This is a genomic window from Clostridium aminobutyricum (assembly GCF_017255415.1).
GTDB classification, from domain to species: Bacteria; Bacillota; Clostridia; order Peptostreptococcales; family Anaerovoracaceae; genus Aminipila; species Aminipila aminobutyrica.
The window spans coordinates 502,932-528,930 of record NZ_JAFJZZ010000001.1; the positions used below are offsets into that span (position 1 = coordinate 502,932).

At 40.8% G+C, this 25,999-nt stretch carries 23 protein-coding genes, 1 pseudogene and 1 riboswitch; of the genes and pseudogenes, 22 read left to right on the forward strand and 2 right to left on the reverse strand.

Features of this window, described 5'->3' with window-relative positions; all coding sequences use genetic code 11:
- Nucleotides 1-5 precede the first annotated feature (5 nt).
- From nifS to JYB65_RS02525, 8 genes and pseudogenes are all read left to right on the forward strand, one after another.
- Nucleotides 6-1,151, forward strand: coding sequence for a cysteine desulfurase NifS (gene nifS, locus JYB65_RS02495; RefSeq protein WP_206581041.1), 1,146 nt, complete (start codon nt 6-8; stop codon nt 1,149-1,151).
- A gap of 139 nt (nt 1,152-1,290) precedes the next feature.
- Entirely contained in the window at nt 1,291-2,226 is a 936-nt protein-coding gene (gene cysK / locus JYB65_RS02500) for a cysteine synthase A (RefSeq protein WP_206581042.1), read from the forward strand.
- 621 nt (nt 2,227-2,847) lie between these two features.
- A pseudogene (locus tag JYB65_RS14865) lies at nt 2,848-3,627 on the forward strand (class I SAM-dependent methyltransferase); the annotation flags it as partial.
- 90 nt (nt 3,628-3,717) lie between these two features.
- Nucleotides 3,718-4,881, forward strand: a complete 1,164-nt coding sequence (locus JYB65_RS14870) for a trans-sulfuration enzyme family protein (protein ID WP_245156592.1) — start codon at nt 3,718-3,720, stop codon at nt 4,879-4,881.
- Nucleotides 4,882-5,793 (forward strand): PLP-dependent cysteine synthase family protein, encoded by a 912-nt coding sequence (locus tag JYB65_RS02510; protein ID WP_206581044.1) that lies wholly within the window; start codon nt 4,882-4,884, stop codon nt 5,791-5,793. It begins immediately after the preceding gene.
- A gap of 498 nt (nt 5,794-6,291) precedes the next feature.
- Nucleotides 6,292-7,209 carry a LysR family transcriptional regulator gene (locus JYB65_RS02515; RefSeq protein WP_206581045.1) on the forward strand — a complete coding sequence of 306 codons (918 nt, stop codon included), beginning with the start codon at nt 6,292-6,294 and terminating at the stop codon, nt 7,207-7,209.
- Between the two features lie 40 nt (nt 7,210-7,249).
- Nucleotides 7,250-8,158 (forward strand): alpha/beta hydrolase, encoded by a 909-nt coding sequence (locus tag JYB65_RS02520; RefSeq protein ID WP_206581046.1) that lies wholly within the window; start codon nt 7,250-7,252, stop codon nt 8,156-8,158.
- 185 nt (nt 8,159-8,343) lie between these two features.
- Nucleotides 8,344-10,416 (forward strand): methyl-accepting chemotaxis protein, encoded by a 2,073-nt coding sequence (locus JYB65_RS02525; protein ID WP_206581047.1) that lies wholly within the window; start codon nt 8,344-8,346, stop codon nt 10,414-10,416.
- A 79-nt stretch (nt 10,417-10,495) separates the two neighbouring features.
- Here the strand turns inward: JYB65_RS02525 and JYB65_RS02530 are convergent, their stop codons facing one another.
- The gene (locus tag JYB65_RS02530) at nt 10,496-10,768 is read right to left on the reverse strand and encodes a DUF2325 domain-containing protein (RefSeq protein WP_206581048.1); all 273 of its coding nucleotides are present in this window, start codon (nt 10,766-10,768) and stop codon (nt 10,496-10,498) included.
- A 357-nt stretch (nt 10,769-11,125) separates the two neighbouring features.
- On the opposite strand from JYB65_RS02530, the gene JYB65_RS02535 reads away from it, so the two are divergent.
- The 14 genes from JYB65_RS02535 (at nt 11,126) to JYB65_RS02600 (ending at nt 24,076) form a co-directional block, all read left to right on the forward strand.
- Nucleotides 11,126-11,965, forward strand: coding sequence for a transporter substrate-binding domain-containing protein (locus JYB65_RS02535; RefSeq protein ID WP_245156560.1), 840 nt, complete (start codon nt 11,126-11,128; stop codon nt 11,963-11,965).
- Nucleotides 11,966-12,135: 170 nt separating this feature from the next.
- Nucleotides 12,136-12,834 carry an amino acid ABC transporter permease gene (locus JYB65_RS02540; RefSeq protein WP_206581049.1) on the forward strand — a complete coding sequence of 233 codons (699 nt, stop codon included), beginning with the start codon at nt 12,136-12,138 and terminating at the stop codon, nt 12,832-12,834.
- A 4-nt stretch (nt 12,835-12,838) separates the two neighbouring features.
- Entirely contained in the window at nt 12,839-13,549 is a 711-nt protein-coding gene (locus JYB65_RS02545) for an amino acid ABC transporter permease (RefSeq protein WP_206581050.1), read from the forward strand.
- Nucleotides 13,546-14,298, forward strand: coding sequence for an amino acid ABC transporter ATP-binding protein (locus JYB65_RS02550; RefSeq protein ID WP_206581051.1), 753 nt, complete (start codon nt 13,546-13,548; stop codon nt 14,296-14,298). Before JYB65_RS02545 ends, JYB65_RS02550 begins: the two co-directional genes overlap by 4 nt.
- 18 nt (nt 14,299-14,316) lie before the next feature.
- Nucleotides 14,317-15,762 carry a nitrogenase component 1 gene (locus JYB65_RS02555; RefSeq protein WP_206581052.1) on the forward strand — a complete coding sequence of 482 codons (1,446 nt, stop codon included), beginning with the start codon at nt 14,317-14,319 and terminating at the stop codon, nt 15,760-15,762.
- Nucleotides 15,759-17,087: a nitrogenase component 1 gene (locus tag JYB65_RS02560; protein WP_206581053.1), complete on the forward strand. Its 1,329-nt coding sequence runs from the start codon at nt 15,759-15,761 to the stop codon at nt 17,085-17,087. The genes JYB65_RS02555 and JYB65_RS02560 overlap by 4 nt, the downstream gene beginning before the upstream one ends.
- A gap of 35 nt (nt 17,088-17,122) precedes the next feature.
- Nucleotides 17,123-18,586, forward strand: coding sequence for a nitrogenase component 1 (locus JYB65_RS02565; RefSeq protein ID WP_206581054.1), 1,464 nt, complete (start codon nt 17,123-17,125; stop codon nt 18,584-18,586).
- 1 nt (nt 18,587) lies between these two features.
- Nucleotides 18,588-19,886: a nitrogenase component 1 gene (locus JYB65_RS02570; protein ID WP_206581055.1), complete on the forward strand. Its 1,299-nt coding sequence runs from the start codon at nt 18,588-18,590 to the stop codon at nt 19,884-19,886.
- Nucleotides 19,887-19,921: 35 nt separating this feature from the next.
- Nucleotides 19,922-20,821: a radical SAM protein gene (locus tag JYB65_RS02575; protein WP_206581056.1), complete on the forward strand. Its 900-nt coding sequence runs from the start codon at nt 19,922-19,924 to the stop codon at nt 20,819-20,821.
- A 24-nt stretch (nt 20,822-20,845) separates the two neighbouring features.
- On the forward strand, nt 20,846-21,193 hold the full coding sequence (locus JYB65_RS02580; protein WP_206581057.1) for a NifB/NifX family molybdenum-iron cluster-binding protein: 348 nt from the start codon (nt 20,846-20,848) through the stop codon (nt 21,191-21,193).
- Between the two features lies 1 nt (nt 21,194).
- Nucleotides 21,195-22,070 carry a nitrogenase iron protein gene (gene nifH / locus JYB65_RS02585; RefSeq protein ID WP_206581058.1) on the forward strand — a complete coding sequence of 292 codons (876 nt, stop codon included), beginning with the start codon at nt 21,195-21,197 and terminating at the stop codon, nt 22,068-22,070.
- A 139-nt stretch (nt 22,071-22,209) separates the two neighbouring features.
- Nucleotides 22,210-23,544 carry an MATE family efflux transporter gene (locus JYB65_RS02590; RefSeq protein WP_206581059.1) on the forward strand — a complete coding sequence of 445 codons (1,335 nt, stop codon included), beginning with the start codon at nt 22,210-22,212 and terminating at the stop codon, nt 23,542-23,544.
- A gap of 182 nt (nt 23,545-23,726) precedes the next feature.
- Entirely contained in the window at nt 23,727-23,918 is a 192-nt protein-coding gene (locus JYB65_RS02595; protein WP_206581060.1) for a DUF2292 domain-containing protein, read from the forward strand.
- The gene (locus JYB65_RS02600; protein ID WP_206581061.1) at nt 23,915-24,076 is read left to right on the forward strand and encodes a YezD family protein; all 162 of its coding nucleotides are present in this window, start codon (nt 23,915-23,917) and stop codon (nt 24,074-24,076) included. Before JYB65_RS02595 ends, JYB65_RS02600 begins: the two co-directional genes overlap by 4 nt.
- Before the next feature lie 119 nt (nt 24,077-24,195).
- Here the strand turns inward: JYB65_RS02600 and JYB65_RS02605 are convergent, their stop codons facing one another.
- Nucleotides 24,196-25,554 (reverse strand): amino acid permease, encoded by a 1,359-nt coding sequence (locus tag JYB65_RS02605; protein WP_206581062.1) that lies wholly within the window; start codon nt 25,552-25,554, stop codon nt 24,196-24,198.
- A 321-nt stretch (nt 25,555-25,875) separates the two neighbouring features.
- Nucleotides 25,876-25,975: riboswitch (glycine riboswitch) on the reverse strand.
- Nucleotides 25,976-25,999 lie beyond the last annotated feature (24 nt).

The window sequence follows — 25,999 nt, forward strand, 5'->3', positions numbered from 1 at the left end:
CTAATTTGGAACAGAAACGGATTTATTTAGATCATGCGGCGACGACACCTTTAAAAAAGGAAGTCTTGGACGAAATGCTGCCATATCTGACCACGTATTATGGCAATCCGTCTTCCGGCTACTCGATCGGAAAAGAGAGCAAAAAAGCGCTGGAACACGCCAGAGAAAGAGTGGCAAATGCCATTCATGCAAATGAAAATGAAATTTTCTTTACAAGCGGAGGAACGGAGGCCGACAATTGGGCCCTAAGAGGGGCAGCCTATCAGAATGCGCATAAGGGAAAGCATATTATTACAACGTCCATTGAGCATCATGCGGTATTGCATACCTGCCGCCAATTGGAAAAAGAAGGATTTGAAGTGACCTATCTTCCTGTGGACAAATTTGGATTCCTTCCTATACAACAAGTGGCAGAGGCTATTCGAACAGATACTATTTTACTCTCTGTTATGGCTGCAAACAACGAAATAGGAACGCTACAACCCATTCGGGAAATCGGAGAGCTTGCGGATAAAAATGGCATATACTTTCATACGGATGCCGTTCAAACGGCAGGCAATATAAAGGTGGATGTCAACGAATTACCTGTGGACTTATTATCCGTCTCCGGGCATAAGTTTTATGGCCCCAAAGGTGTCGGTGCCCTTTACATTCGAAATGGTGTTGAAATCCAACCGTATATGAACGGAGGCGGGCAGGAACGCTATAAAAGAGCGGGAACCGAAAATGTGGCGGGAATTGTTGGAATGGGAAAAGCTATGGAGATTGCAGCTCAGGGATTGACGGATCATCCTAGTCATGTAATCTACCTTCGAGATAAAATGATTCAGTATATCTTACAGAAAATTCCGTTCACCCAATTAAACGGTCATCCCACAAAACGTCTGCCAGGAAATGTGAACATATCATTTCAATTTGTAGAAGCGGCCTCCTTACTCATCCTGCTGGACAAGAAAGGAATCGCAGCTTCCAGTGGGTCAGCATGCTCGTCGGCATCTTCGGAACCGTCACATGTCTTGCACGCTATCGGATTATCGGATGAACTGGCGCACAGCTCATTAAGATTTTCGCTCGGCGAGGAAAACACAGAAGAGGAAGTGGATCATTTTCTGACCGTGTTGACAGAGTTAGTCGCTGAGTTAAGAAGATAATTTCCTTTTATTCCAACTAAACTTATAGGAAAAATAAAAAAGTTTAAAAAAAGTATTGACAATTATTTCATTAGCGTATATTATAACAATATAGAATAAAACATATCGAAATACTAGGAATAAAGGGGAGGAAAATCAAATGTCAAAGATCGCAAAGAATTTAACAGATTTAATCGGAAATACTCCATTATTGGAATTGTCAAATCATAACAGGATAAATAGCTTGGAAGCAACCGTTATTGCAAAGATAGAAGCATTTAATCCGGCATCCAGCGTAAAGGATAGAATCGGATACGCCATGATCAAGGATGGTGAAGAAAAAGGGCTGATTAATAAAGATACAGTCATTATTGAACCGACAAGCGGAAACACCGGTATTGCACTTGCTTTTGTTGCAGCTGCGAAAGGATACAAACTAATTATCACCTTACCAGATACGTTCAGTATTGAAAGAAGAAATCTGTTGAAGGCATTGGGTGCTGAATTAGTATTGACCCCGGGAGCAGAAGGCATGGCCGGAGCTATCAATAAGGCAAAGGAATTGGCAGAACAGACACCGAATTCTTATGTTCCTCAGCAATTTGAAAACCCTGCGAATCCGGCTATTCATAAGGTAACAACTGCGGAAGAAATTTGGCGGGATACCGATGGTCAAGTGGATATTTTCATTGCAGGTGTCGGCACAGGCGGAACAGTATCCGGTGTTGGAGAAGCATTAAAGCAGAAAAATCCGGACATCAAAATAATCGCAGTGGAACCAACGGATTCTCCGGTATTATCAGGAGGAGCAAAAGGGCCTCATAAGATACAAGGCATAGGTGCAGGTTTTGTACCGGGCGTATTTAATAGAGAAGTGGTAGATGAAATCTTCCAAGTAAAGAATGAAGAAGCGTTTGAAACCGCAAAAAATCTTGCCAAGACGGAAGGTTTATTAGTAGGTATTTCCTCTGGAGCAGCTGCTTTTGCTGCAACTCAGATCGCAAAAAGACCTGAAAATAAAGGAAAGAATATCGTTGTTTTATTACCGGATACCGGTGAAAGATACCTTTCTACTCCACTGTTCCAAGAAGCTTAGAGATAGCATTATATAAATAATCTATTATTGGGGATTGATCAAAAATACGCGTACATGGACGTAAATGGGATGATTGATGAACGAATGTAATAATAGTACTATTTATATCTTCTAATAAGGTAAGTAGAAAAAGGTTGTGTTCTAGCGCTGAACACAACCTTTTGTATTACTGCATAAAAATGAATAACATATTCCCGGATTCAAAAGAAGAAAATAGTTAATTATATAAATAAGTATTGACAGCAGGTAATCGGCATGATAAATTAATAAAAACTAAACATATATGAAAAGTAATAAATGATTCGGCCGACTAGTAAACTAGAAGCTGCATTATATAACGGGGTTATATAATGCAGCTTTTTTATTGCAGCTTTAGCGGAGGTTTCGACTGACGAAAAGGGGAGTAAGTAAGCTGACTCATTTATAACTTTATTAAGCATTTATTCTTTCTAGGTTAATTTAGAATTGACAACTAAATACATAACTTCAATATAATGAACACAATAGCATACTAAACATATATAAATAGTATTGAAAGGAGGCGATAAGCAATGCAGCATGTTGTTGTGAAAGAAGTAATAAGAAAGGAAAGAAGAATGAATGTTAGAAAAAACAGAAAGCATGACAGCTAAAATATGTGCCTTTGCCAGAGCACATCATTCCTGTTTTCATCGGGACAAAATTTATGATGATTATTTGGCCTATGACTTACTAGGGAGAGATGAATATAATGAAATAAAAAATTTAATTGATCATGCATTCAAACCATTAAAGAGTGATGAAAGGTTCCCGTGGAATCATGTGGTTGAAAACCTTTTTTCGCCTATTGTTTTATCAAGGAGTCATTATGCGGAAACAAAACTGAAGGAATTTGTACAAGAAAATGAATCGTGCCAGTATGTCATATGCGGTGCAGGAGGAGACAGTTTTTCATTTAGAAATGAAAACCCGAATATTGAAATCTTTGAACTGGATCATCCGGACACACAAAAATATAAGTTGAGCAAAATAAAGGAAATGGAATGGGTGATTCCGAAAAATGTTCATTTTGTTCCGATTGATTTTGAGACTCAACGCATGGAGGAGGTTCTTGTTCAATTCGGATTCAAAAAAGAAGAAAAATCTTTTTTTACCATGCTTGGCGTATCTTACTATCTTTCGCTGGAAACCCTTGCACATACATTTTCCAATATTGCTCAAATTTCATCTGAGGGAAGTAGGTTACTATTCGATTACCCGAATCAAGATCAATACGATGATGAACGATATGAACAGTTGAGATGGATTACTGAGCAGCTTGGCGAGACCATGTATGAGCGGTTTTCTCATGAAAAATTGAAGGAAAAGCTTGTGCAAAACGGTTATTCCGTGTTAGATCACATGTGCCCAACGCATATACAGAAAACTTATTTTAATGATAGAAAAGATAAACTAAAGGCATCCGAATATGTACATTTTATATTAGCGAACTATAAAAAGGAGAACAGCAAAATGAAAAGATATAGCAGCTTAGAAACAGCGTTAATTCATGGAGGAATTTATGGAGATGAGCGGACCGGCGCAGTGAATGTTCCGATTTATCAGACCTCCACTTATGAGCAGATTAGACTGGGGAAACACACGGGCTATGAATATTCAAGAACAGGGAATCCCACAAGAGAAGCATTAGAAGTTCTTATTGCAGAGCTTGAAAGAGGAGTTGCAGGATTTGCTTTTGCATCCGGTATGGCAGCAATTACGGCAGTGTTATCTCTGTTTAAATCAGGGGATAAGATTATTATTTCAAGCAATGTATATGGAGGAACATTCAGAGTACTGGATAAAATTTTTACGAATTTCGGGATCGAATATTCGATTGAAGACACCACAGATCTGGAAGGATTAGAACAGAAAATTACTGAAAATGTAAAAGCTATTTATGTAGAAAGCCCTGCAAATCCGTTGATGACAGTAACTGATTTAAAGGCAATCGCTGATCTTGCCAAAAAGCATGAAATATTATCCATCGTTGATAATACATTTATGACACCGTATTTACAAAGACCGATTGAATTGGGTGCAGATATTGTCATACATAGTGCAACGAAATATCTCGGCGGGCACAGCGACCTCATAGCCGGCCTTGCTGTTGTAAAGGATAAAGCTCTTGCAGAAAAAATAGCATTTATTCAGAATGCAACAGGCGGAATTTTGCAGCCGTTTGATTCATTTTTATTGATAAGAGGGATAAAAACTCTTGGTGTAAGGCTGGATCGGCACGTGGAGAATGCAGAAAAAATAGCAGAATACCTTGTAAAAAATGAAGCAGTAAGCAAAGTATATTATCCGGGGCTTAAAACAGATCCAGGGTATGAGATTAACACGTTACAAGCAAAGAACGGCGGCGCAATGATTTCGTTTGAATTGAAGGAACAGTATGACATTGAAAAGTTCTTTGACGGACTCAATCTCGTTGCCCTTGCTGAAAGTCTGGGAGGAGTGGAATCTTTAGTATGCCATCCGTCCAGCATGACGCATGCGTCCATTCCTTATGAAATCAGGCAGCAGGTTGGTATTACGGAAGGATTAATTCGTTTATCCGTCGGTATTGAAGATGTAAATGAGATCATAGCGGATCTGGATGGCGCCATTCGTGAAGCCGGAAAGGAAAAGTAAATGAAGTATTATGAATCGATGCAGGAACTGATAGGAAATACGCCGCTTGTTAAATTGAATTATATCCATCAAAAAAAGGATGTAAATATCTTTGCTAAATTAGAGCTTTTTAACCCGGGAGGGAGTGTGAAGGACAGAATCGGCAAATACATGATTGAAGATGCTGAAAAAGCAGGCCGATTAAAAAAAGGCTTTACCATTGTGGAAGCAACTGCCGGAAATACAGGGATTGGCATTGCTTTTGCAGCACTGAATAAAGGGTATCGGATTGTATTTGTTGTCCCTACAAAATTTTCTATTGAAAAGCAAGATCTTATGAAAGCATTAGGTGCGGAGGTTGTCAATACACCAAGAGAAAAAGGAATGTTAGGTGCTGTTGAGAAGGCAGAAGAACTAAAGGCGCAAATTCCTAATTCTATTTCACTCGAACAGTTTAAAAACAGGATGAACCCTTTAGCACATTATGAAACAACAGGTCCGGAAATCTATGATGCGCTCGAAGGCGACATTGATTACGTGGTGCTCGGAGCCGGAAGCGGCGGTACTTACAATGGTGTATTAAAATATTTAAAAGAAAAGAATCCAGACATGAAGGGCATTTTGGCAGACCCGATCGGATCAACAATGGGCGGTGGTGAGCATGGAGACTATAATATTGAAGGAATAGGAAACGATTTTATTCCGGATACGATGGATATGAATCTTGTAGATGATGTCATTAAGGTAAATGATAAAGAAGCATTTGAAACATCCAGAAAGCTTACATCGACTGAAGGTATTTTTGCAGGAACATCTTCAGGTGCCTCTATGGCAGCTGCATTGAAATTAGCAGAGACGCTTGACAAGGGAAATATTGTGGTGGTATTCCCAGACAGAGGTGACCGGTATTTCAGTGCAGGATTGTATGAATAGTTAAACGAGTTTCTTAAAAAGGATTAATGAAAGGATTGAATCCTGTTTTGCAGGCGGGATTTAGTCCTTTTATTTTTGTCAATCCTATCCGTGGCTTAATTTTTCACTTGAAAAATTAAGAAAACTTCCTGACTGCTTCTTCTATCAAATTTACCACTGACGATAATGTCATCAACATCTTTGATTCTCCTATAATTATAGTTCATGCATTTCTAAAGTGTTAATACCTATAACATCTATCCTGTTATAAGTTGAACTTATAACAGGAAGGAGGTAAGCCTGATTCACGTTGAAGAAAGGGTAAAAGAATCAAGAAGAATGAGAGGTATTGACCCAAACAGTGTATTGACAAAAAGTGAGTTAAATAGTAATATATATAAAACATATAGAAATACTATGAATAAAGAAAAACATTGTAATTTAAAGTTAGAGCAGTCTTGTAGTCAGACTAAGAAATAAACTTAGAGACCTGAAAATTGAGAAAGGTAGGGTGCTAAGATGACACTTCAGCAAATGAAATATGCAATAGAAATAGCGGATAAAGGATCGATCAATCTTGCAGCAAAGGCTTTGTTTGTTTCACAGCCAAGTTTATCGGGAACAATAAAAGAATTGGAAGATGAAATAGGTATAAAAATTTTTATTCGTACCAATAGAGGAATAACAATAACCCCTCAAGGCAGTGAGTTCTTGGGTTACGCAAAGCAAGTGGTAGAACAATATACATTAATGGAAAAACAATATATTGAAAAAAAAGTCCGAAAAAAATATTTTAGTGTTTCTACTCAGCATTATTCCTTTGCCGTAAAAGCATTTGTGGAAATGGTTAAACAATTTGGTATGGATGAATATGAATTTGCAGTCCATGAAACCAAGACCTATGACGTCATTGACGATGTGAAAAATTTTAGAAGTGAATTAGGAATTCTCTATCTAAATGATTTTAATGAAAAAGTGATGACGAAGATTCTGAATGAAAATTCGTTAGAGTTTGCGGAGCTGTTTTCATGTGATACGTATGTGTATTTGTGGAAAGGTCATCCTTTAGCAGGAGAAAATGTGATTCATATGGAACAATTAGAGGAATATCCGTGCCTATCATTTGAACAGGGAAATTATAATTCTTTCTATTTTGCGGAAGAAGTTTTAAGCACCTATGAATACAAGCGAATTATCAAAGCCAACGACAGAGCTACGATGCTGAATCTAATGGTTGGTCTGAACGGATATACCTTGTGCTCCGGTATTATTTGCGAGGAACTAAACGGAAGCGATTATCAAGCAGTGAAACTGGATTCGGATGAAGTGATGCATATAGGATATATAAAGCATAAAAGCATTCCGTTGAGTGCAGAAGGTAAAAAATATCTTGATGAATTACTGAAATATAAGGAGAAGGTTTTCTATGATTTATAAATTATCAGCAAAAGGATGAAGTGCAAGGGGGTATAAATGTATGACAGAATATATTATAGAAAAAAAGAAGGCAGAAGAGCTGCAGCAGGCAGACTACGAAGCATATGCAGTAAGTGAATTGGAATTTCCTCTGTTATCGCAGCAGCCTGATAAGAACAGAATCGATTATTTTGATATAGCTTATGGGAAAGACGGTTCCAATAAGTTGGATATTCACCATTTGAAGGGAGCCGTTAGAAATCCGGTCATCGTTTTTATTCATGGCGGCGGGTGGGCAAGACGGGATAAAGATCAATCTCGATTTGTTGCGCCATCGTTATTGAAGGAGGGCTACACGGTTGTTTCGATCAATTATCGATTAACCGGCAGTCTGGATGAGAACGCGATAAAAATTCCGCATCCTGCTCAAATAGAAGATTGTGCTGCTGCATTGAAATGGGTTACCGAAAATATTGAAACGTACGGAGGCGATCCGAATAACATTATGTTATTAGGTCATTCTGCAGGGGCTCATTTAACTGCCCTGCTGATTGGAGATACAAGGTGGCACCAAAAATATCAAATTGATTTTAACAGAATAAAAGGCTGGATTGGGCTTTCCGGCATATACGACTTGACGTTGGAAGAAAATTATGCACATGAATGGATGCCTGTTTTCATCCGTGGATTGATTGATAAGGAGGAAGAAATACGGGGGGCATCGCCGATCGAGCATATAAAAGGAACGGAACCTCCTTGCTTATTGATTCACGGCAGAAACGATTATCTGGTTCCCATAACCAATTCCATTCATTTGTTTGACAGGCTGTCAGAAAAGAGAAGCATAGCACAGCTTGAAATGATTGACGGCATTGCCCATATGGATTATTTTTCGAGATTGGGGGATGCGGCTCATCCGGTCTATAAGGCTATTAGTCAATTCTTAAGAAAAATAGTAACTCAGTCCTAGATCTTTTTCATGAAGCAGGGAGACTGGAAGGAAGATTGATGACGGACTTACAAAAATTTTACGTGTTATTTACGTTCTGTTAAAGAGATATTTCTGCGGCGATCTTATAATGTAATAAAGGGATAAAGTATTTCTATAGAATATGAAATTTGAAATTTCAAACGTTGAAACGGGAGGATGGAAGTATGGAAAACACTTTTAGAAAATCAATAGAAGGGAATACACGCAGAGAGAATTTATTCAATTTAAAAAGCATTCGTGCCAAAATGATGATTTTTATCGGCGGTGTTGCCATCTTGGCGATGATTTTATCGGCAATTGTAACAATCCATAATGTAACGGGCACCGTCGTTAATAACGAAGAGTACATATCTACCCTGTCAACAGAAGCGGTAGCCGGCGATATGGATGAATATTTTGAAAAGTATCTGACGATTGCACAGCAGATGGCGGTGGACAGTGGGGTCAGCGGTATTCTTTCAGACGGCGCTACCAGTCAAAATTTTAAGGCAAATGATAAATACGCTGGCGTTTACAAGACTTTAAAGCAGACCATGGACAGAGATCCGGAAAATATCCTTTCCGCCTATATTGCAGCAATAAACTCGGAATTAGCTTTTGACGGAGGAGATTGGATCGCAGACCCCGGCTTTGATTTACGTGAGAAAAGTTATTGGTTTAAAGAGCAGGCCGATATCGACAAAGGATACATTATAACCGAGCCTTATCAGGATGTGGATACCGGAGAAATGGTTATCACGATTTCAGCTCCTGTGTATGACCTTTCAGGTTCAACCGTTGTCGGGATTGCAGGTGTGGACGTTGAGATTACCACCTTATGCACATTGGTCATAAATGCGGAGAGCAAGTATGCGAACGCCTATGAAGTGTTAATTTCTTCGGAGGGATATGTTCTGGCCCACAAGGACTCCGATCAACTTTTAAAACCGGTCAGTGAGATTGGACTTGGCAAAGAAATGGTGGATCAGATCAACAAGCCCGACGGATCGGTTGTTCCTTTTAGCGACAATGGAAAGAAAAGCTTTGGCGTGGTGAAATCCACAGATGATGCGGGCTGGAAGGTTGCGCTGATTGTACCGGAAGAGGACTTCATGAAGGTAGCAAATCATAGCAGACAGGATATTGCGATCATCTATATCGTAGCCATCCTTTTCTTATTTGCAGTTATTTATTTTGTGACCAAGAGTATCATCGCTCCGTTAAAAAAGCTAACGAAGATTACCGATGAATTGGCCAAAGGAAATCTGGAAATACAGATTGAAATGAATTCGGCGGATGAAGTAGGACAACTGGCCGATTCCATGAAAAGCCTAGTGGTACGGCTGAATCAGTATATCCGTTACATAGATGAAGTATCCGGTGCTTTAGACCGGTTTGCAGCAGGGCATTTGAACATCGAATTAACGCAGACTTATGACGGAGAGTTCGCAAAGATCAAGACATCGCTCTTGCAGGTTTCCGAAGTCTTTAGAGGAACGATTGGACAGATTATTGAAACCTCAAATCAAGTAGCAGTGGGTTCCAATGAGATTTCGAATGCCGCGCAGGTATTGGCTCAGGGGGCAGCGAACCAAGCGAGCGCCACGGAAGAATTAACGGGCACCATTAATGATGTGTCGGAGCATGTTTCACGAAATGCAAATCATGCGATGGTTGCAGCGGAGCAGGCCCAACGGGTAGGCATTACTGCGAATGAGAGTAATAAGCAGATGAGCGAAATGATGGTTGCAATTTCAGACATTAATGAAAAATCATCAGAAATCAGTAAGATCATCAAGGTAATTGAGGATATCGCCTTTCAGACCAATATTCTTGCACTGAATGCTGCTGTTGAAGCGGCAAGGGCAGGAAATGCAGGAAAAGGTTTTGCGGTAGTTGCGGATGAAGTGAGGAACCTTGCAAGCAAATCAGCGGATGCGGCGAAAGAGACGACCCTATTGATCGAAGAAACGATTCGGTCTGTTAGGAACGGAACGGATAGTGCTAATGTAACGGGAGCGATGCTTGGAGAAGTGATCGAAGGGGTATCTCAGACCGTAGAACAAATCAACGAAATATCAGCAGCTTATGCAGAGCAGGCAGAAGTCTTGAAGCAAACCCTACAAGGAGTGGAACAGATCAGCGCTGTTGTTCAGACCAATGCTGCTACGGCAGAGGAAAGTTCTGCAGCAAGCAGTGAATTGTCGAAACAGGCTCATCAGCTGAATTCAGTTGCGGAGCAATTTGAAAGGGATTAAAAACAGATATAGAAAAATTTAAACTTGAAATAAAAACCGAGGTGCCCTTAGAAATAGGGCACCTCGGTTTTTAAGTTATTTAGTTGGCGGTAAGTACACTTAAATTAGCCAGAGAACGCTTGCAATAAACGATCGGTATATTATTTTTCTTCGCTTGCTTTTTAACGTTTTCCATCGTCGGATGATTAATAAAGTCACAGAAGATAATAATTTTTCCGATATTTTTTGGCAAACATCTATGTTTGCAGGAGGAACATCGTCCTGACCAATGGATAATCTTTTCTGTGCCTTCCAGCTGAAGCTTATCGCAAATGTTGCCTAAACGGTCTGCTCCTAATAATAAAACGGTCATTTCAATCAACTCCTTTTTATATAATAGTAAACATATAAGAATTATATTAAAATATATATTATATGGATAAAACCCATTTGTCAACTTATTTTTTGCATTTTTATAGGAATACAGAAGATACAAGTAAAGAAATAAAGCGATTCATCTTTTCTATAAAAAATGCTTGACATTAAGTTATAGAAGAGTTAATATGTATAAAACAAATAGGAATACTAGACAATATAAAACGGTTGACCAGAGAACCTGGAGACCAAGAACGAATTTGCAAGGAATCACGCCTTTGTGTGAAGGATGATTCTAAGGCTTTTGTTCTTGGTCTTTTTTGTTTTACAGTAATTAAAAATGGAGGAAATGATTATGAAAAAAGAATTTTTTAAAAAGGGATTACCCTTTGCACTCATCCTTTCGCTGACGCTTGGAATGGCAGCTTTGACCGGATGCTCAAGTTCAACGAATGCATCAAAAGAAGCCAGCGCAGAAAATCCTAGAAAAGTGGTTATAGGAACCGGTACTCAATTTAAACCGTATTGCTACTTAGATGAAAGCGGCAACTTAGCAGGATATGAATTAGAGGTTTTAAAAGAAATCGATAATCGGCTTCCACAATATGAATTTGATTTCGAAACTTTTGACTTTAAAAACATTTTGTTGAGCTTAGGCGATGGAAAAGTGGATATCGGAGCGCATCAATTCGAAAAAAATCCTGACCGTGAGGCGTCTTATTTATTCGGAACGGAGAGCTATACAACCTTTATCTTAAGGATTGTTGTTGATAAGGATAGAACAGATATCAACGGAATTGATGATTTACAGGGAAAAACGGTAGAAGTCAGCGAAGGCAGCAATGATGCCTGGGTACTTGAGGACTACAATAAGAAACATCAGGATAATCCGATTAAGCTAAAATACATTTCCAATTCGGATGCCGTTGCTCAGATTCAGGAGCTTGAAGACGGACGAATTGATGCCGCTATTTCGATCAAAAGAATTGTGGATTCTTGGAACAAAACGTATGGCGATAAGGTAAAGACCGCAGGAGATCCTATTGCAAGTTCCAGTACTTATTATATCTACAGAAAAGATGACACCCAATTGCAGCAGGATATAGACGCTGTATTAAAAGAACTGAAAGAAGATGGGACTTTGGCTCAAATTTCAATCGATGTACTCGGCGGGGACTATACGACAACGGATTAATGTAGTCATAGGGGTGTCTTAAAATAGATTGTTCATTCATTTGGGCAGCCAGAGCCAATGGATTCTGAAAACGAATCCAGAGGAGCAGATTGCCCAAATGAATATAAGAAATTTCTATTTTAAATAACACGTTATAAACACCTCAATAGGGAATCAAATGGAGATACATAATGGGAGATTATTTTGACTTTAAATTAATATTTGACTATTTGCCGGAGTTGCTGTCACGCCTTCATATTACTTTAATTCTGCTCATAACGGCTACCATCATAGGCATGTCTTTAGGTGCGGTGATTGCATTACTTCGCTTATATAAAATACCTGTTCTCAATCAGATTTCAGTGGTATTTATCTCTTTTATGCGAGGAACTCCAATTCTGGTCCAGATGTTTATTGTTTATTATGGACTTCCTAGAGTGTTGTTGCTTATAGGGCTTGATATCAATCGGTGGGATAAATTTATCTTTGTCATTTTAACGTATGGTTTCAATATGGCTGCTTTTGTAGCAGAGATCATTCGAGGGGCCATTATAAGTGTTCCCATCGGACAGACGGAAGCGGCTTATTCCGCAGGTCTGACCAGGCTGCAGGCATTTCGCCGAATTGTAGCACCTCAGGCCTTGCTTTCGGCATTGCCAAGTTTGTCTGTCAATGTGGTGTACTTGTTGCAAGATACATCCATTGCTTTCTCTCTTGGCATCATTGATGTGATGGGGCAGGCGAAAGTAATCGGAGCACGAACCTATCACACCCTTGAAAGTTATACCGGTGCTGCCGTTATTTTTCTAGTCCTTTGCATCATACTGGAGAAAGGTTGTTCAAAAATGGAAAAGAAGCTGACTGAAAGAATGATAGGAGATGGCAGGTGATGAAATGCAATTCGATATAAATTTTATGTTTACAGCAATCAAAGAATCCATTAAATACACCCCGGTTACCTTGATTTTAGCTTTTGTACCTTTTATAGCAGGTATTTTCTTTGGGAGTATTATCGCGTTGGTTCGGTTATATAAGATCAGAGTGTTTGACCGGGTTTTTCAAGTTTATATCGTGATAACAAAGGGCGTTCCTGTTATGCTGCAAATATTAATCGTCTACTATTTTGTTTTTCAAACGTATAAAGGGGTAGCAGAAAAGTTCCATTTATCGTTGCAGGCAAAAGAAATTGAGTTGATTTATATTGCGTTACTGGCCTTATTTATTTACGGTACCGCAGGAATCTCCGAAAGCATACGGGGTGCACTGATCTCTATCAACAAGGGCCAATATGAGTCCGGTTACTCGGTTGGAATGACAAGAAGCCAGACGTTACGCCGGATTATTATTCCTCAAGCATTGCCAATCGCTGTTCCGATGTTATGCAGCAATTTGATCGGACTGGTCAAGAGTTCATCACTGGTCTTGATGATTTCTGTCGTTGATTTGATGAATGCGGCACTGATTCCTGCAAACACCAGTTATAAATATCTGGAGGCATATGTTGCAGCAGCAATTGTTTATTGGATAATCAATATAGGCATTGAAAAGACTTCACTTTTAATCGAGAGTCGGTTGAGTGTATATAGAAAGGAGGGAGTCCTATGATTGAAGTAAAAGGCGTACATAAGGCATTTGGAAAAAACGAAGTATTAAAGGGTGTTGATGTTCATGTGAATAAAGGAGAGGTTGTCGTCATACTGGGACCCAGCGGCTCCGGAAAAACAACGCTGCTCCGCTGCATTAACTTTCTGGAAAAAGCAGATGAAGGAGATTTGCTCATTGGTGAAAAATACGTTGATTTTAAACACGCCAGCAAGAAAGATATCTTGGAGGTCCGAAGAAAAACAGCGATGGTCTTTCAATCGTATAATCTCTTCAACAATAAAACCGCTATTGAAAATGTAATGGAAGGTCTGGTTACTGCCAGAAAAGTACCGAAAAGAGAAGCGGAAGAAATCAGCATCAAAATGCTGGATAAAGTAGGACTATCGGATAAGTACCATGCTTACCCCTGTCAGCTTTCGGGAGGTCAGCAGCAGCGTGTCGGAATCGCGCGGGCATTAGCACTTAATCCTGAAGTTATTTTGTTTGATGAACCTACTTCGGCCTTAGACCCTGAATTGGTGGGTGAAGTTCTTTCCGTTATGAAGAAGGTGGCAAAGGAGGGCATCACGATGATTGTTGTGACCCATGAAATGTCTTTCGCTTATGATATCGCCAGCCGCGTTATTTTTATGGATGGAGGCGTAATCGTGGAAGAAGGAAGTCCAAAAGATATCTTTTCAAATCCGAAAGAGGACCGAACAAAACAATTTTTAAAGAGGATATTACCGGATTTGAGCTATAGCATATAAAACGAAGAGGAGTATAAAATGAGCAGGAATTATTCGGGGCTTAGGGAAAGCCGCCCCTATACATATAATGATTGCGGCGGGAACAGCCAACAGCTTGCTTCTGACTTCAAAAAACGATGCTTTAAGATGGCAGACCGGCGTTTTAGTCAGGGGCTTCAGTGCCAGCAGATCAATAGCATGTCGGCACTCATGTCGATGGAGGATTCGGTTTTCATCGTTCATTCTCCGCAAGGGTGTGTCGGTTGCACCTCCATGGCGAATGATCTGTATCAAGTAGGTCAGGCCCATCGTGGGATAAAGAATATCAAAAATGTGCGAATGATTGTGACGAATTTGGATGAGAGGGACATTGTCCACGGAGGAGAAGAAAAACTGAGAAAATCCATCTTGTTAGCGAATGAGCGCTACCATCCGAAAGTGATTTTCATGTTTACCTCCTGTGCCTCCGGTATTATCGGGGATGATATCGATGCAGTTGCTTCTGAGCTTCAAGATCAAGTGGATGCCATTTTAGTACCGATTCATTGCGAAGGCTTTAAATCGAAAATCTGTGCTTCCGGATTTGATACCGCTTTTATTTCTATTTCTAAATATCTGTTAAAGGAGAAGAAAACGGAGAAAGAAAAGGGGCTTATCAATCTATTTGCACCCACTACGGTAAGTTATAAGGATCAGCTTGAAATAGAGCGCATGCTGGCTATTTTGGGACTCAAAGTAAACTATATCCCATTTTACAGTTCATTGGAGAAAATTCAAAAAATCCCGAAGGCAGAAGCCTCAACAGCAATCTGTAAAGTATTTGCGGATGAATTTATGAAAACATTGGAAGAGGATTATGATATCCCGTTTTCCCACACTGTGATGCCGATCGGAGTGCGTAATACGGATAAATGGTTCAGAGGGGTTGCGGCTCTTTTCGGGAAAGAGACGGAAGCGGAAGAACACATTGAAAAAGAGCACAAGCGAATTCTTCCGTTAATAGAAGATATTCGCCGTCGTCTGGAAGGCAAGAGAGTATTTATCTGCGGCGGAACGGGACGTTCGTTCGCGGCAGCGGCCTTGATCGACGACTTCGGAATGGAGCTGATCGGATTGGAAACGCCTACCTACGATGACGATGCACAGATTGATATCGAGTACTTAAACGGTATTCATGGGGATTATGTCATTGATATTGCCAATATGCAGCCCTTTGAACAGGTAAATTTGGTGAATAAGCTCAAGCCGGACGTATTTATCGGCGTACCGTCTTGGTCCGCAAGACTGGGTATTCCAACCACTCATGTGTTGGATATGAAGCGTCCGACCATGGGATACGACGGCATTTTATACCTTGGTAATAAAATCGCCGATCAGATAGAGAATCCGGGATTCAATAAAAAATTGGCTCTGCATGCTAGGCTGCCCTATAAACAATCCTGGTATGAGGACGATGCCTTTAAATTTATTAAAGAGCTGGAATGAAAATAAACGGTGAGTTCAAAGGAACAGCCGGGAAAGGAACAAGTATGTCAACTATTGTAGAAGGACCAAGAGGCAATTGTGCCTTGGGTGGTGCGAATGCCGTTTTATCTGCCATCAATCGTGTCATTCCCATTTATCATTCAGGTCCGGGATGCTGCATGCAAACCACAGCCGGAGAGGCCGATCAGGCAGGTCTGCGAACGCCTTTTTATGTATCGGGCGTATCGATACCCTGTACCAATATGTTAGAGAGAGATGTTGTTTTCGGGGGTGTTGAACGGCTCAGGGAGACCATAGAAGGGGCTGTAGAAATATTGGATGCCGATGCCTTCTTTGTTTTAACGGGCTGTACGGCAGGAATTATCGGAGATGATATCGCCAGTGTGACGGATGAGTTTGCAGAAAGGGGACTGCCGGTCTATCCGATCGAAAGTCCGGGATTTCTAGGAGAAAGCTACAGAGGCTATGAAATTGCTTTCAAAGCCCTGCTCAAATATATTGTGAAACCTTCCTCTCGTCAGGAGAATCTTGTGAATCTATTCGGGATTATGCCTTACCATGATCCGTTCTGGGAAGGGAACTTAGAAGAGTTAACAAGGATTTTAGAGAAATTAGGATTGAAGGTCAACACATTCTTTACACAACATCAAGGATTGGAGGAAGTTCGTCATTCTTCGGGTGCGGCACTGAATATTATTGTTTCTCCTTGGCTTTTAAAAAGTGCAGCGGAGGAATACGAGTCGCGATTTGGCGTTCCCACTTTACGATGGCCGGGACTGCCGGTTGGGGCCAGCGATACCTCCGCTTTTGTTCGTGCCGTAGCAAAGACACTCGGCATAGAAGAGATCGGGGAAAAAGTGATTGCGGAAGAAGAGGATTACGTATACAGCTATCTTGAAACGGCAATCGGTGTCGTAAGCTGGAAGAAGTTTGCCGTAGTGGGGGATGCAAGCACCGTGGTAGGGGTTACTCGATTCTTGGCCAATGACTTTAGCTTTTCTCCTGTTATTTCTATTATCACAGATCCGATTTTTCGGCCGGAGGATGTTGAGCGGATCAACACGCAAATAACCAATCTGGACTATGCGCGTCCGCCGAAAATCGCTTTTGAATCCGATCATTGGAAAATAAAAAAGCAGCTGGAAGAATACCCGGATATTACCCTGTTAGTCGGAAGTTCAAGAGATCGGGAATATGCACTGGAGCATGACATTCAATGCTGTGCCGTTGCTTATCCCATCACGGATCGGCTGATCTTTAATCGAACCTATGCGGGATATCGAGGAAGCTTAACATTTATTGAAGATCTATATGACAATTTATAAGAATAAAAAAATTTTACTAGATGGAGGGAATGAATATGCCTGTTAATTTAAAAGTTTCTACAGTTGGAACCAGAGAAAATCGATTAGGTTCTGTTACAGGATATAGCGGCGATTTACAGGACTTGGTGAATGAGTCAAGATGCGGCACGTTACAGGACAGAGAACGATGCTTCAGTCAATCCAGTACCTGCTTATCAGGATGCGCCCTTAGTCAGCTGGCCGGGATAAGGGATGTTGCTATTATAAACCATGCACCGTCCGGTTGTACGGCAACTGCTGCGGGGGCCGATGTGCTGAATGCGCAGCTGGCGACCAAGAGAGGTATTACGAACAGTACGGTGTTCATCGGAACAGATATGAACGAAAGGGATACGGTTTTTGGTGCCGTAGGCAGTTTAAAGGAAATTGTACTGGAAACCTATAACCGCTATAAGCCGAAGGCTATTTTTATCGGGACCTCTTGCGTGACCGGTATTATCGGAGAAGATGTAGACAGTATCGTGGAAGAGCTGAAAGCGGAAATTCCGGTACCGATTGCACCGGTTCATTGCGAGGGTTTTAAATCCAGAATCTGGGCCTCGGGTTTTGACGCGGCAGATCATGCGGTGTTGACAAGCATTGTAAAAGCACCGGAGCAAAAAAGAAATATAATCAACTTTAAGAATTTCTTTGAAAGTGCAAGGGAAGAGATTATTGAGCTGTTTAAAAATTTTGATGTAGAACCTGTTTTTCTCTATCAAAATTCAACGGTTGAAGAGCTGTCTAAAATGTCGGAAGCGCTTGCTACCGTATGCATCTGCGGAACGCTGGGAACTTATTTGGGAAATGCATTGGAAGAGAACTACGATGTGCCGTATATCAGGACCATCAATCCGCTGGGTGTGACCGGATACGAAACGTGGCTCCGTGAAATCGGAAAGGCCATTCATAAGGAAGACGAAGTAGAAGCATATATCCAAAGAGAGCGTGCTATTTATCTGCCGAAGATAGAAGAAGTAAAAAAAGAATTAAAAGGACTTCGCGCCGTTTTAGGAATGGGACCCGGCTATACCTTTGAAGTCTCCCGAGTCCTTCAGGAACTGAGTGTAGAGGTGGTTTGGGCAGCGGCTTGGCATTATGACAAGAAGTATGACAATGAGAAAGTACCTCCTGCTTTAGACTATCTGTTGGCAAACTCACCGAATAATTTTAAGCTGAGCGTTGCCGACCAGCAAAATTATGAGATTTTAAATATCTTGAACCGATATCAACCGGATATTTACTTTTCACGTCATCCCGGAACAACGGTATGGGCAATTAAACAGGGAATCCCCGCTTTATATGTAGCGGATGAATATATGATTTTCGGCTATAAAGGAACATTAGATTTTGCATATTCCTTGTTGGATACGATCAGAAACCGAAGCTTTGAGAAGAATTTGGCAGCAAGAGTGAAACTGCCGTACACGGACTGGTGGTATCAACAGGATAATGCAACCTTTTTAAAGGAGGCGAGATAAGATGGCAAAAATATTAGACCAACCCAGATATAAATGCGCAATGACAGCCATGCAGACGGTTCACAGTATCACGAGGGCGCTGCCTATCCTTCATTCAGGACCCGGCTGCGCGGAGAAATTATCCGATGGAATGGGCGGTTCGGGGTACTTTTCTCCTCATATTTTCCCCTGTACCAATATCAGCGAGAAAGAGGTTGTATTCGGCGGGGAAAACAGACTGAGAGAAACCATTGAAAATGCGCTTAAAGTAGTAGATGCAGACTTGTATGTGGTGCTAACGGGATGCACCTCTGAAATTGTAGGGGATGATGTGGGTGAAGTAGTCGGATCTTTTAGAAATGCGGAGAAGCCAGTCATTGTGGCATCGACTCCCGGATTTAAAGGCAATAACTACATAGGTCATGAATGGGTCATCCAGGCCATTATAGAACAGTATTTAAAGCCTGCGGAGAAAAAGGTCAAAGGACAGGTAAATATCTGGACCGGAATTCCACAGCACGATCCGTTTTGGCTTGGCAATTTAAGAGAATTGGAAAAGTTAGTGACAGCGCTGGGCTTGATTCCAAACACCATATTCGGTCATGACAGAGGGATTCAACATATTGATAAGATACCGGAAGCTGAATTTAACCTGTTGGTATCTCCATGGGTGGGACTCAGCAATGTAAAACAGTTGGAAGATAAATTCGGAACGCCGTACCTTCATTATCCGACGCTACCGATCGGCGCCTTTGAAACCAGCAAGTTCTTGCGAGCCGTTGCGGAGTTTGCCGGCGTGGATCAATCGAAGGTCGATGAAATTATTGAGAAGCGTGAAGCCGAGTATTATTACTACATTGAACGGTTTGCGGATGTATTTTTGGAAACCCGTGTGATGGCAAAACGATTTGCAGTCGTTTCCGATGCACAAAGCACACTGGCTTATACAAAGTTTTTAGTCAATGACCTGGGACTTTTCCCTTCTAAACAATATATTACGGATGATACACCGACGGAATACAGGGAGCAAGTGGAGCAGTATTTTAAAGAATTAAATTACGGAATAGAGGCAGAAGTGGAATTCTCGACAGACGGACATCAAATACATGAGGAAATCAAAAACACCGATTTCCACGGCTATCCGCTGATTTTGGGAAGCTCTTGGGAAAAGAAAGTGGCCAAGGAAACGGATGCTCATTATCTAACGATATCTTGGCCGGTGGTAGAACGGTTGATTATCAATGGTTCCTATGTAGGCTATGACGGCGGACTAAAGCTGCTGGAAGATATTTATTCGGTTGTGCTAACCAGATTTAATTAATAAATAGATCATCGATAAAGAAAGGAGGAGGATCTATGGGAGCGTTAGAAAATATTCACAAAGAAAATACAGATTTTTCTCACTTGGCTAAAATACATCCTTGCTTAGGGGGAGAAGCACATGCAACTTTTGGGAGGATCCATCTTCCTGTGAGCCCAACCTGCAATATACAGTGCAAGTTCTGCAAACGTGACTGCAATTCGGATGAAGAAAGACCGGGCGTCGCCAATGGCATACTGGCTCCGGAGGATGCGGTGGAAACCGTTCGAAAGGCACTCGAGCTATGTCCTCAAATAACGGTTGTCGGAATAGCGGGGCCGGGAGATACCTTAGCTACCCCTTACGCATTGGAAACATTCCGATTGGTGAACGAAGCTTATCCGAACTTAGTAAAGTGCCTCAGTACCAATGGATTACTCTTGGCACGTTATGCGCAGGATCTTTATGACGCGGGGGTTCGAACTGTTACAGTTACTGTGAATGCGGTAGAATCCGACATTTTAAGTCAGATCAATTCGTCTGTTGTTTTAGACGGACAGGTGTATTGCGGTAAAGAAGCCGCGGTAAAACTGATTGCGGCACAGTTGGAAGGGATTCGTTTGGCCAGTAAGCTGGGCATGGTGGTGAAAGTGAACTCGGTATTGATTCCGGGAATTAATGAAGACCACATTGGATTGATTGCAAAAACAGTGAAAGAAGCAGGAGCCAGCTTATATAATATTATTCCGCTGATTCCCCAGCATAAATTAAGCCACATCCCTGCACCGACCTGCGAACAATTAAATCAAGCAAGGGAAACGGCTGAAACTCAGCTGGAAGTGTTTCGGCATTGCAAACACTGCCGGGCAGATGCCTGCGGTATACCGGGTCAATTGGATTTATCCTATAAGCTTTATGGGACGCTTAAAAGGCTGGAAACCTTTTCGCATGGTTGATAGAGAAGAGAGGGGTTTTGAAATATGTCATATAAAATTGCTGCAGCCAGCAGTGATGGGAAGGTTATTAATCAGCATTTCGGAAAAGCAACACAGTTTTTGATTTTTGAAGTGAAGGAAGGAAAGTATTCTTTTCTGGAACGGATGGAGACAAAGCCGTTTTGCAGCGGCGGAGGACATGATGATAACAGCCTTTTGGCGGCGGCAGATGCTTTAATCGGCTGCCGGGCCGTATTGGTCAGTCAAATCGGAAACGGTGCAGCTCAACTATTGGAAAGCAAAGGCATACAGTCCTTTGATATAAATGGTCTGATTGAAGAGGCTTTACCTAAATTAATTAATTATTATTTGAAAACAGATGGAGGAAAATAGAATGGCAAAAAAGATTAAGCAAATCGCGATTTACGGAAAGGGTGGGATCGGCAAATCTACCACTACTTCAAATATTACAGCGGCACTTTCTACGATGGGATATAAGGTGATGCAGTTTGGTTGTGACCCCAAGAGTGACTCCACCAATACGCTAAGAGACGGCACCTATATTCCGACGGTTTTAGATACCTTGCGAGAAAAAAATAAGGTCAATGCACATGATGTTATTTTCGAAGGATTTAACGGAACCTATTGCGTGGAAGCTGGCGGACCGGCGCCGGGCGTAGGCTGCGCAGGGAGAGGAATCATTACGGCGGTTCAGCTTTTTAAAGAACAGCGTATTTTCGAAGAACTGGATTTAGATGTAGTCATCTATGATGTATTGGGAGACGTTGTATGCGGAGGGTTCGCCGTACCGATTCGAGAAGGAATCGCAGAACATGTATTTACCGTATCTTCTTCTGATTTTATGGCGGTTTATGCGGCAAACAATCTGTTTAAAGGAATTCAAAAATATTCAAATTCCGGCGGAGCATTGCTTGGCGGAGTCATTGCAAACTCGATCAATCAACCGTATTCCAAAGAAATAATCGATGACTTTGTTACCCGTACGAACACTCAGGTGATGGAATATGTGCCTCGTTCCGTAACGGTAACACAAAGTGAATTACAGGGAAAAACCACGATTGAGGCAGCACCGGAGTCCGAACAGGCAAAAATTTATAAGCGGTTAGCTGCAAAGATTGCTGATCATACGGATTCCAAGGTACCTTCTCCTCTAAGTGTGGATGAATTGAAACAATGGGCTTCAAAATGGGGCGATTATTTACTGGCATTGGAAACAGGTCAAATCACTTCCAGTGCAACAGGAATCTAATCGAAAAAGGTTGAAATATAAAGCATTCATATAGGAACCCCAACGCCTACAGGATTTACTCAACATATCCATTGGCTTGGGACTCCCAAATGAATGCATCCTTAATTTGCAGTACTTTTTAGCAGAGGAGGTGCAGGCCTTGAATAAAGCGGTAAAGGTACTAAAGATTGCCTTACCGGTAGTAGGAGAAATGTTTTTATATACAACTATATGGGTGGTGGACACCGCTTTTGTCGGTCATTATGGAGGAAACGATGCGGTCAGCGCAGTCGGTTACAGCTCCGAGATTGTTCGTACGATTGTAAATATTTTTATTATGATGGGACTTGGCATAGGTGTGACAACGACCGTTGCGCAACATATAGGCGCAAAAGAACAAGAAAAAGCCGAAGAAGTGTTAAATCAAGGAATTCTGGTCGGATTTATGATTGCAATCCTTGTGTCTCTTAGTCTGGGACTTTTTTCGGAACAAATCTTAAAACTGGCAGGTGCTTCCGGAGAAGTCGTGAAACTCGGAAGTCAGTTTATGAGGATTGTGTCCGTAGGTGCTTTCTTTAATATGTTGCTTAGCATACTAAATGCGGGGCTTAGGGGAATGGGCAAGACGGTAATTCCTCTCATTATTTCACTGGTCATTAATGTATTGGTTATATTTTTGGATTGGACGTTGATTTTCGGCCGGTTTGGTTTGCAGCCGCTGGGGGTGGTGGGTTCCGCTCTTGCAACGTCGATTGGATATAGTATCGGTTTTATGTGTTTACTTTTTTACTATAAGAGGTATTCTGAAATAAAGATTAAAATAAAGGCGATTATAAAACTGAATCAAATGGAAATGAGGAAGTTGGTTCGGATTTCCGTACCCGCCAGTCTTCAGGAAGGGACCTTTAGCTTAGCAAGAATTCTTGTATTGATATTTGTCATGCAGATGGGAACAATTGCGTTTTCAGCCAATCAAATTACGGCGACCATTGAATCCGTTTCCTTTATGCCCGGGTATGGTTTTGCGATTGCATCCATGTCGCTGGTGGGTCAAAGTATCGGAGCAAAAGACTATAAGCAAGCAAAGGAATATGCTGTTTTATCCGCCGTGTTTTGCGTAGGGACTATGATGGTCTGTATCGTACCGTTCCTGTTGATTCCTGAAAAACTGTTCGGCATATTCATCGATGATCCGGAAACAATCCATTTGGGTGTGAAATGTCTGATGCTGGCCGCTTTGGAACAGCCTTTTCTTGCCCTTGGCATGACATTGGAAGGAGCCCTAAAAGGTTCCGGAAATACAAAAACCCCATTTAAAATTGCGTTATTGACCAACTGGGTGCTGAGAGTTCCGTTGGTATATTGGTTCGTCGTGGTATTGAGATGGCCGGTGCATTTTGTTTGGGTCGTGTTTGCGATACATTGGATAGTAGAAAGTTCGCTGATGGTAGTCGCCTTTATCCGGCAAAGCAGAAAATGGGACTTATTGGCTTAAAAAGTCATGAAAAGAAGCTCAAAAAGGATTGACAAATCAACATTACTTTAATACAATAAAACAAATAAGAATACTATGAATATAACCGTATTTCAAATACGGTAAAATATTACCCAAATACATAGTAAACATATATGAATAATTAAGATGTTCAACATATATTTTGAGAGGGGATGTTTCATTTGAAAAATCATTTTTCTGAAGAACAGAAAAAAAACTACATAATTCAATTAGTTTTTGATAATTTGTCTAAAATCGATGAAGGTTCTTTAACTTTGGTTTTTCAGGATGCCTGTCTGATTCAAATCAATAAAAAAGAGATCACTCAAGTAAATGAAGATTTATTGCTCGAAGAGGAAGGAGTAATAGCATGACTGAAAAAATGAATAAAAAAGAGGACCCGATTGTGAAAGAAACCTTAGATAAACTCCTGAAAGTCATTAATGAAGTTCATTTTGGAACGGTTACTCTTATCATACAAGAAGGTAAAATTGTTCAGATAGAAAAGAATGAGAAGATAAGACTACGGTAGGAGAATTGATAAAAGGGTCATAAGCAACGCTCTGAAGCAGTTCCTGTACGACCCTTAAAAAAGAAATATGTGTATTTTCGTTTAAAACCCTTCAACTAGACAAGTTAAAGGGTTTTTTGTTATTTTTGTGACTTTGGGGCCTTCCCTATGTTATAAAGTATGATAAGCATGATAAACCAGATAGGTGTTACAAACAGAGCCACACGGGTTTCATTATTCAGTGCTAATGTAACTAAAACAAAAGCAAGGAATGCTAAAATGACATAGTTGGCAACGGGGAAAAAAGGAAGTTTAAAGTTGATCTTATCAGCAAGCTCCGGACTCGCTTTTCTAAATTTTAAATGACAAAGTACCATCATCGCCCAAATATAAATAAAGCAGAATGTCGATATACTTGTGATAAGGACAAATACTCCTTCCGGCATGATATAGTTCAGAATAACTGAAATGAAAATAGCAACAGCTGAAAAAATAGTAGCGTTAGAAGGAACCTTACGGCTATTTAATTTTTTCATCAGTGCAGGGGCATTTCCTTCTACAGCCAAAGAGAAGGTCATACGGCTCGTGCTGAATATACCGCTGTTACAAGCAGAAGCTGCGGATGTCAATACGACAAAATTTACAACGCTTGCTGCTGCGGTGATGCCAACGGCAGCGAATACTTGAACAAATGGACTTTTATCAGGAGCGATTGCATTCCATGGATAGATACTCATGATGACAACAAGTGCTCCTATGTAAAAAAGAAGAATTCGAATCGGAATGTTATTGATGGCTTGAGGAAGAACTTTTTGCGGGTTTTCGGTTTCACCGGCTGTTAAACCTACTAACTCAAGTCCAACGAAAGCAAATACGACCATTTGGAAGGAAAGAACAAACCCTTGGGCACCGTTCGGGAACCATCCTCCATGACTCCACAGATTGGAAAAGCTGGATGCTCCCGCATCGGTGGAAAAACCCTTCATGATCATAAATACACCAATTATAATGAGTGCTAAAATGGCAATGACTTTGATTAAAGCAAACCAAAATTCCATTTCGCCAAATAACTTTACGGTTAGAAGGTTCATGGTAAATAAAATGATAAGAGCAATAAGGCTCGGAACCCATTGTGCTATATTTGGCAGCCAATATTGTACATACAGGCCGACCGCGGTTAAGTCTGCCATACAAATGCAAATCCAGCAGAACCAGTATGTCCATCCGGTAATAAAAGCTAACCGGTCTCCAAAATAGTCCTGAACAAAATCGACAAAGGAATGGTGCTCTAAATTAGAGAGCAATACTTCTCCTAGTGCACGCATGATTAAAAAGCAAATAATACCTGTAATGGTGTAGGCGAGTAAAATAGACGGACCCGCTAAGTGAATGGATCTTCCTGCGCCTAAAAATAAGCCTGTGCCGATTGCGCCCCCGATTGCAAGCAACTGAACGTGACGGTTTTTCAGGTCTCTCGATAAATGTTGATTGTTTGACATACAAATTTCGCCTTTCTAAATTTCTATTTTTTTTATTTGTGCGATAACTCCGTTCTTCAGAGTTACGATGGGGCATTGGAAAAAACTTTAGAGCAAGAGACAATTTAAAAAATTGAATTCATTAGACAAACAGTAAGTAGACTCCTGCTTAAGTCAGTTAGACTAAAAGCAGAATTACGATGACATAAATCAATCCATCTTATATCTCCATCTCCGTTAAAACTATAGCCGACAGCTATTATGTATTATGGAAAAAAATATAAAATCGATCGATCAAATCTAAATGAAGTAATGGTTTATGCATTACTTTGTAAGATATGTTATCTGTCCCCTGTCCTTTTACCTGAGCGTTTCGCCATATGGTTTCTCCATATAACTTTCGCCTTCGGTGCTCGTGAAGAGTCTCTCCAAGGATTCATCCAGTAGCGGTCATCTCTAATTTAAT

Excerpts from the sequence above, each read along its gene's own strand:
- cysK (WP_206581042.1), top strand. The coding sequence starts at position 1,291 with ATGTCAAAGATCGCAAAGAATTTAACAGATTTAATCGGAAATACTCCA.
- JYB65_RS14870 (WP_245156592.1), top strand. The coding sequence starts at position 3,718 with ATGAAAAGATATAGCAGCTTAGAAACAGCGTTAATTCATGGAGGAATT.
- JYB65_RS02510 (WP_206581044.1), top strand. The coding sequence starts at position 4,882 with ATGAAGTATTATGAATCGATGCAGGAACTGATAGGAAATACGCCGCTT.
- JYB65_RS02515 (WP_206581045.1), top strand. The coding sequence starts at position 6,292 with ATGACACTTCAGCAAATGAAATATGCAATAGAAATAGCGGATAAAGGA.
- JYB65_RS02520 (WP_206581046.1), top strand. The coding sequence starts at position 7,250 with ATGACAGAATATATTATAGAAAAAAAGAAGGCAGAAGAGCTGCAGCAG.
- JYB65_RS02525 (WP_206581047.1), top strand. The coding sequence starts at position 8,344 with ATGGAAAACACTTTTAGAAAATCAATAGAAGGGAATACACGCAGAGAG.
- JYB65_RS02530 (WP_206581048.1), bottom strand. The coding sequence starts at position 10,768 with ATGACCGTTTTATTATTAGGAGCAGACCGTTTAGGCAACATTTGCGAT.
- JYB65_RS02535 (WP_245156560.1), top strand. The coding sequence starts at position 11,126 with ATGAAAAAAGAATTTTTTAAAAAGGGATTACCCTTTGCACTCATCCTT.
- JYB65_RS02540 (WP_206581049.1), top strand. The coding sequence starts at position 12,136 with ATGGGAGATTATTTTGACTTTAAATTAATATTTGACTATTTGCCGGAG.
- JYB65_RS02545 (WP_206581050.1), top strand. The coding sequence starts at position 12,839 with ATGCAATTCGATATAAATTTTATGTTTACAGCAATCAAAGAATCCATT.
- JYB65_RS02550 (WP_206581051.1), top strand. The coding sequence starts at position 13,546 with ATGATTGAAGTAAAAGGCGTACATAAGGCATTTGGAAAAAACGAAGTA.
- JYB65_RS02555 (WP_206581052.1), top strand. The coding sequence starts at position 14,317 with ATGAGCAGGAATTATTCGGGGCTTAGGGAAAGCCGCCCCTATACATAT.
- JYB65_RS02560 (WP_206581053.1), top strand. The coding sequence starts at position 15,759 with ATGAAAATAAACGGTGAGTTCAAAGGAACAGCCGGGAAAGGAACAAGT.
- JYB65_RS02565 (WP_206581054.1), top strand. The coding sequence starts at position 17,123 with ATGCCTGTTAATTTAAAAGTTTCTACAGTTGGAACCAGAGAAAATCGA.
- JYB65_RS02570 (WP_206581055.1), top strand. The coding sequence starts at position 18,588 with ATGGCAAAAATATTAGACCAACCCAGATATAAATGCGCAATGACAGCC.
- JYB65_RS02575 (WP_206581056.1), top strand. The coding sequence starts at position 19,922 with ATGGGAGCGTTAGAAAATATTCACAAAGAAAATACAGATTTTTCTCAC.
- JYB65_RS02580 (WP_206581057.1), top strand. The coding sequence starts at position 20,846 with ATGTCATATAAAATTGCTGCAGCCAGCAGTGATGGGAAGGTTATTAAT.
- nifH (WP_206581058.1), top strand. The coding sequence starts at position 21,195 with ATGGCAAAAAAGATTAAGCAAATCGCGATTTACGGAAAGGGTGGGATC.
- JYB65_RS02600 (WP_206581061.1), top strand. The coding sequence starts at position 23,915 with ATGACTGAAAAAATGAATAAAAAAGAGGACCCGATTGTGAAAGAAACC.
- JYB65_RS02605 (WP_206581062.1), bottom strand. The coding sequence starts at position 25,554 with ATGTCAAACAATCAACATTTATCGAGAGACCTGAAAAACCGTCACGTT.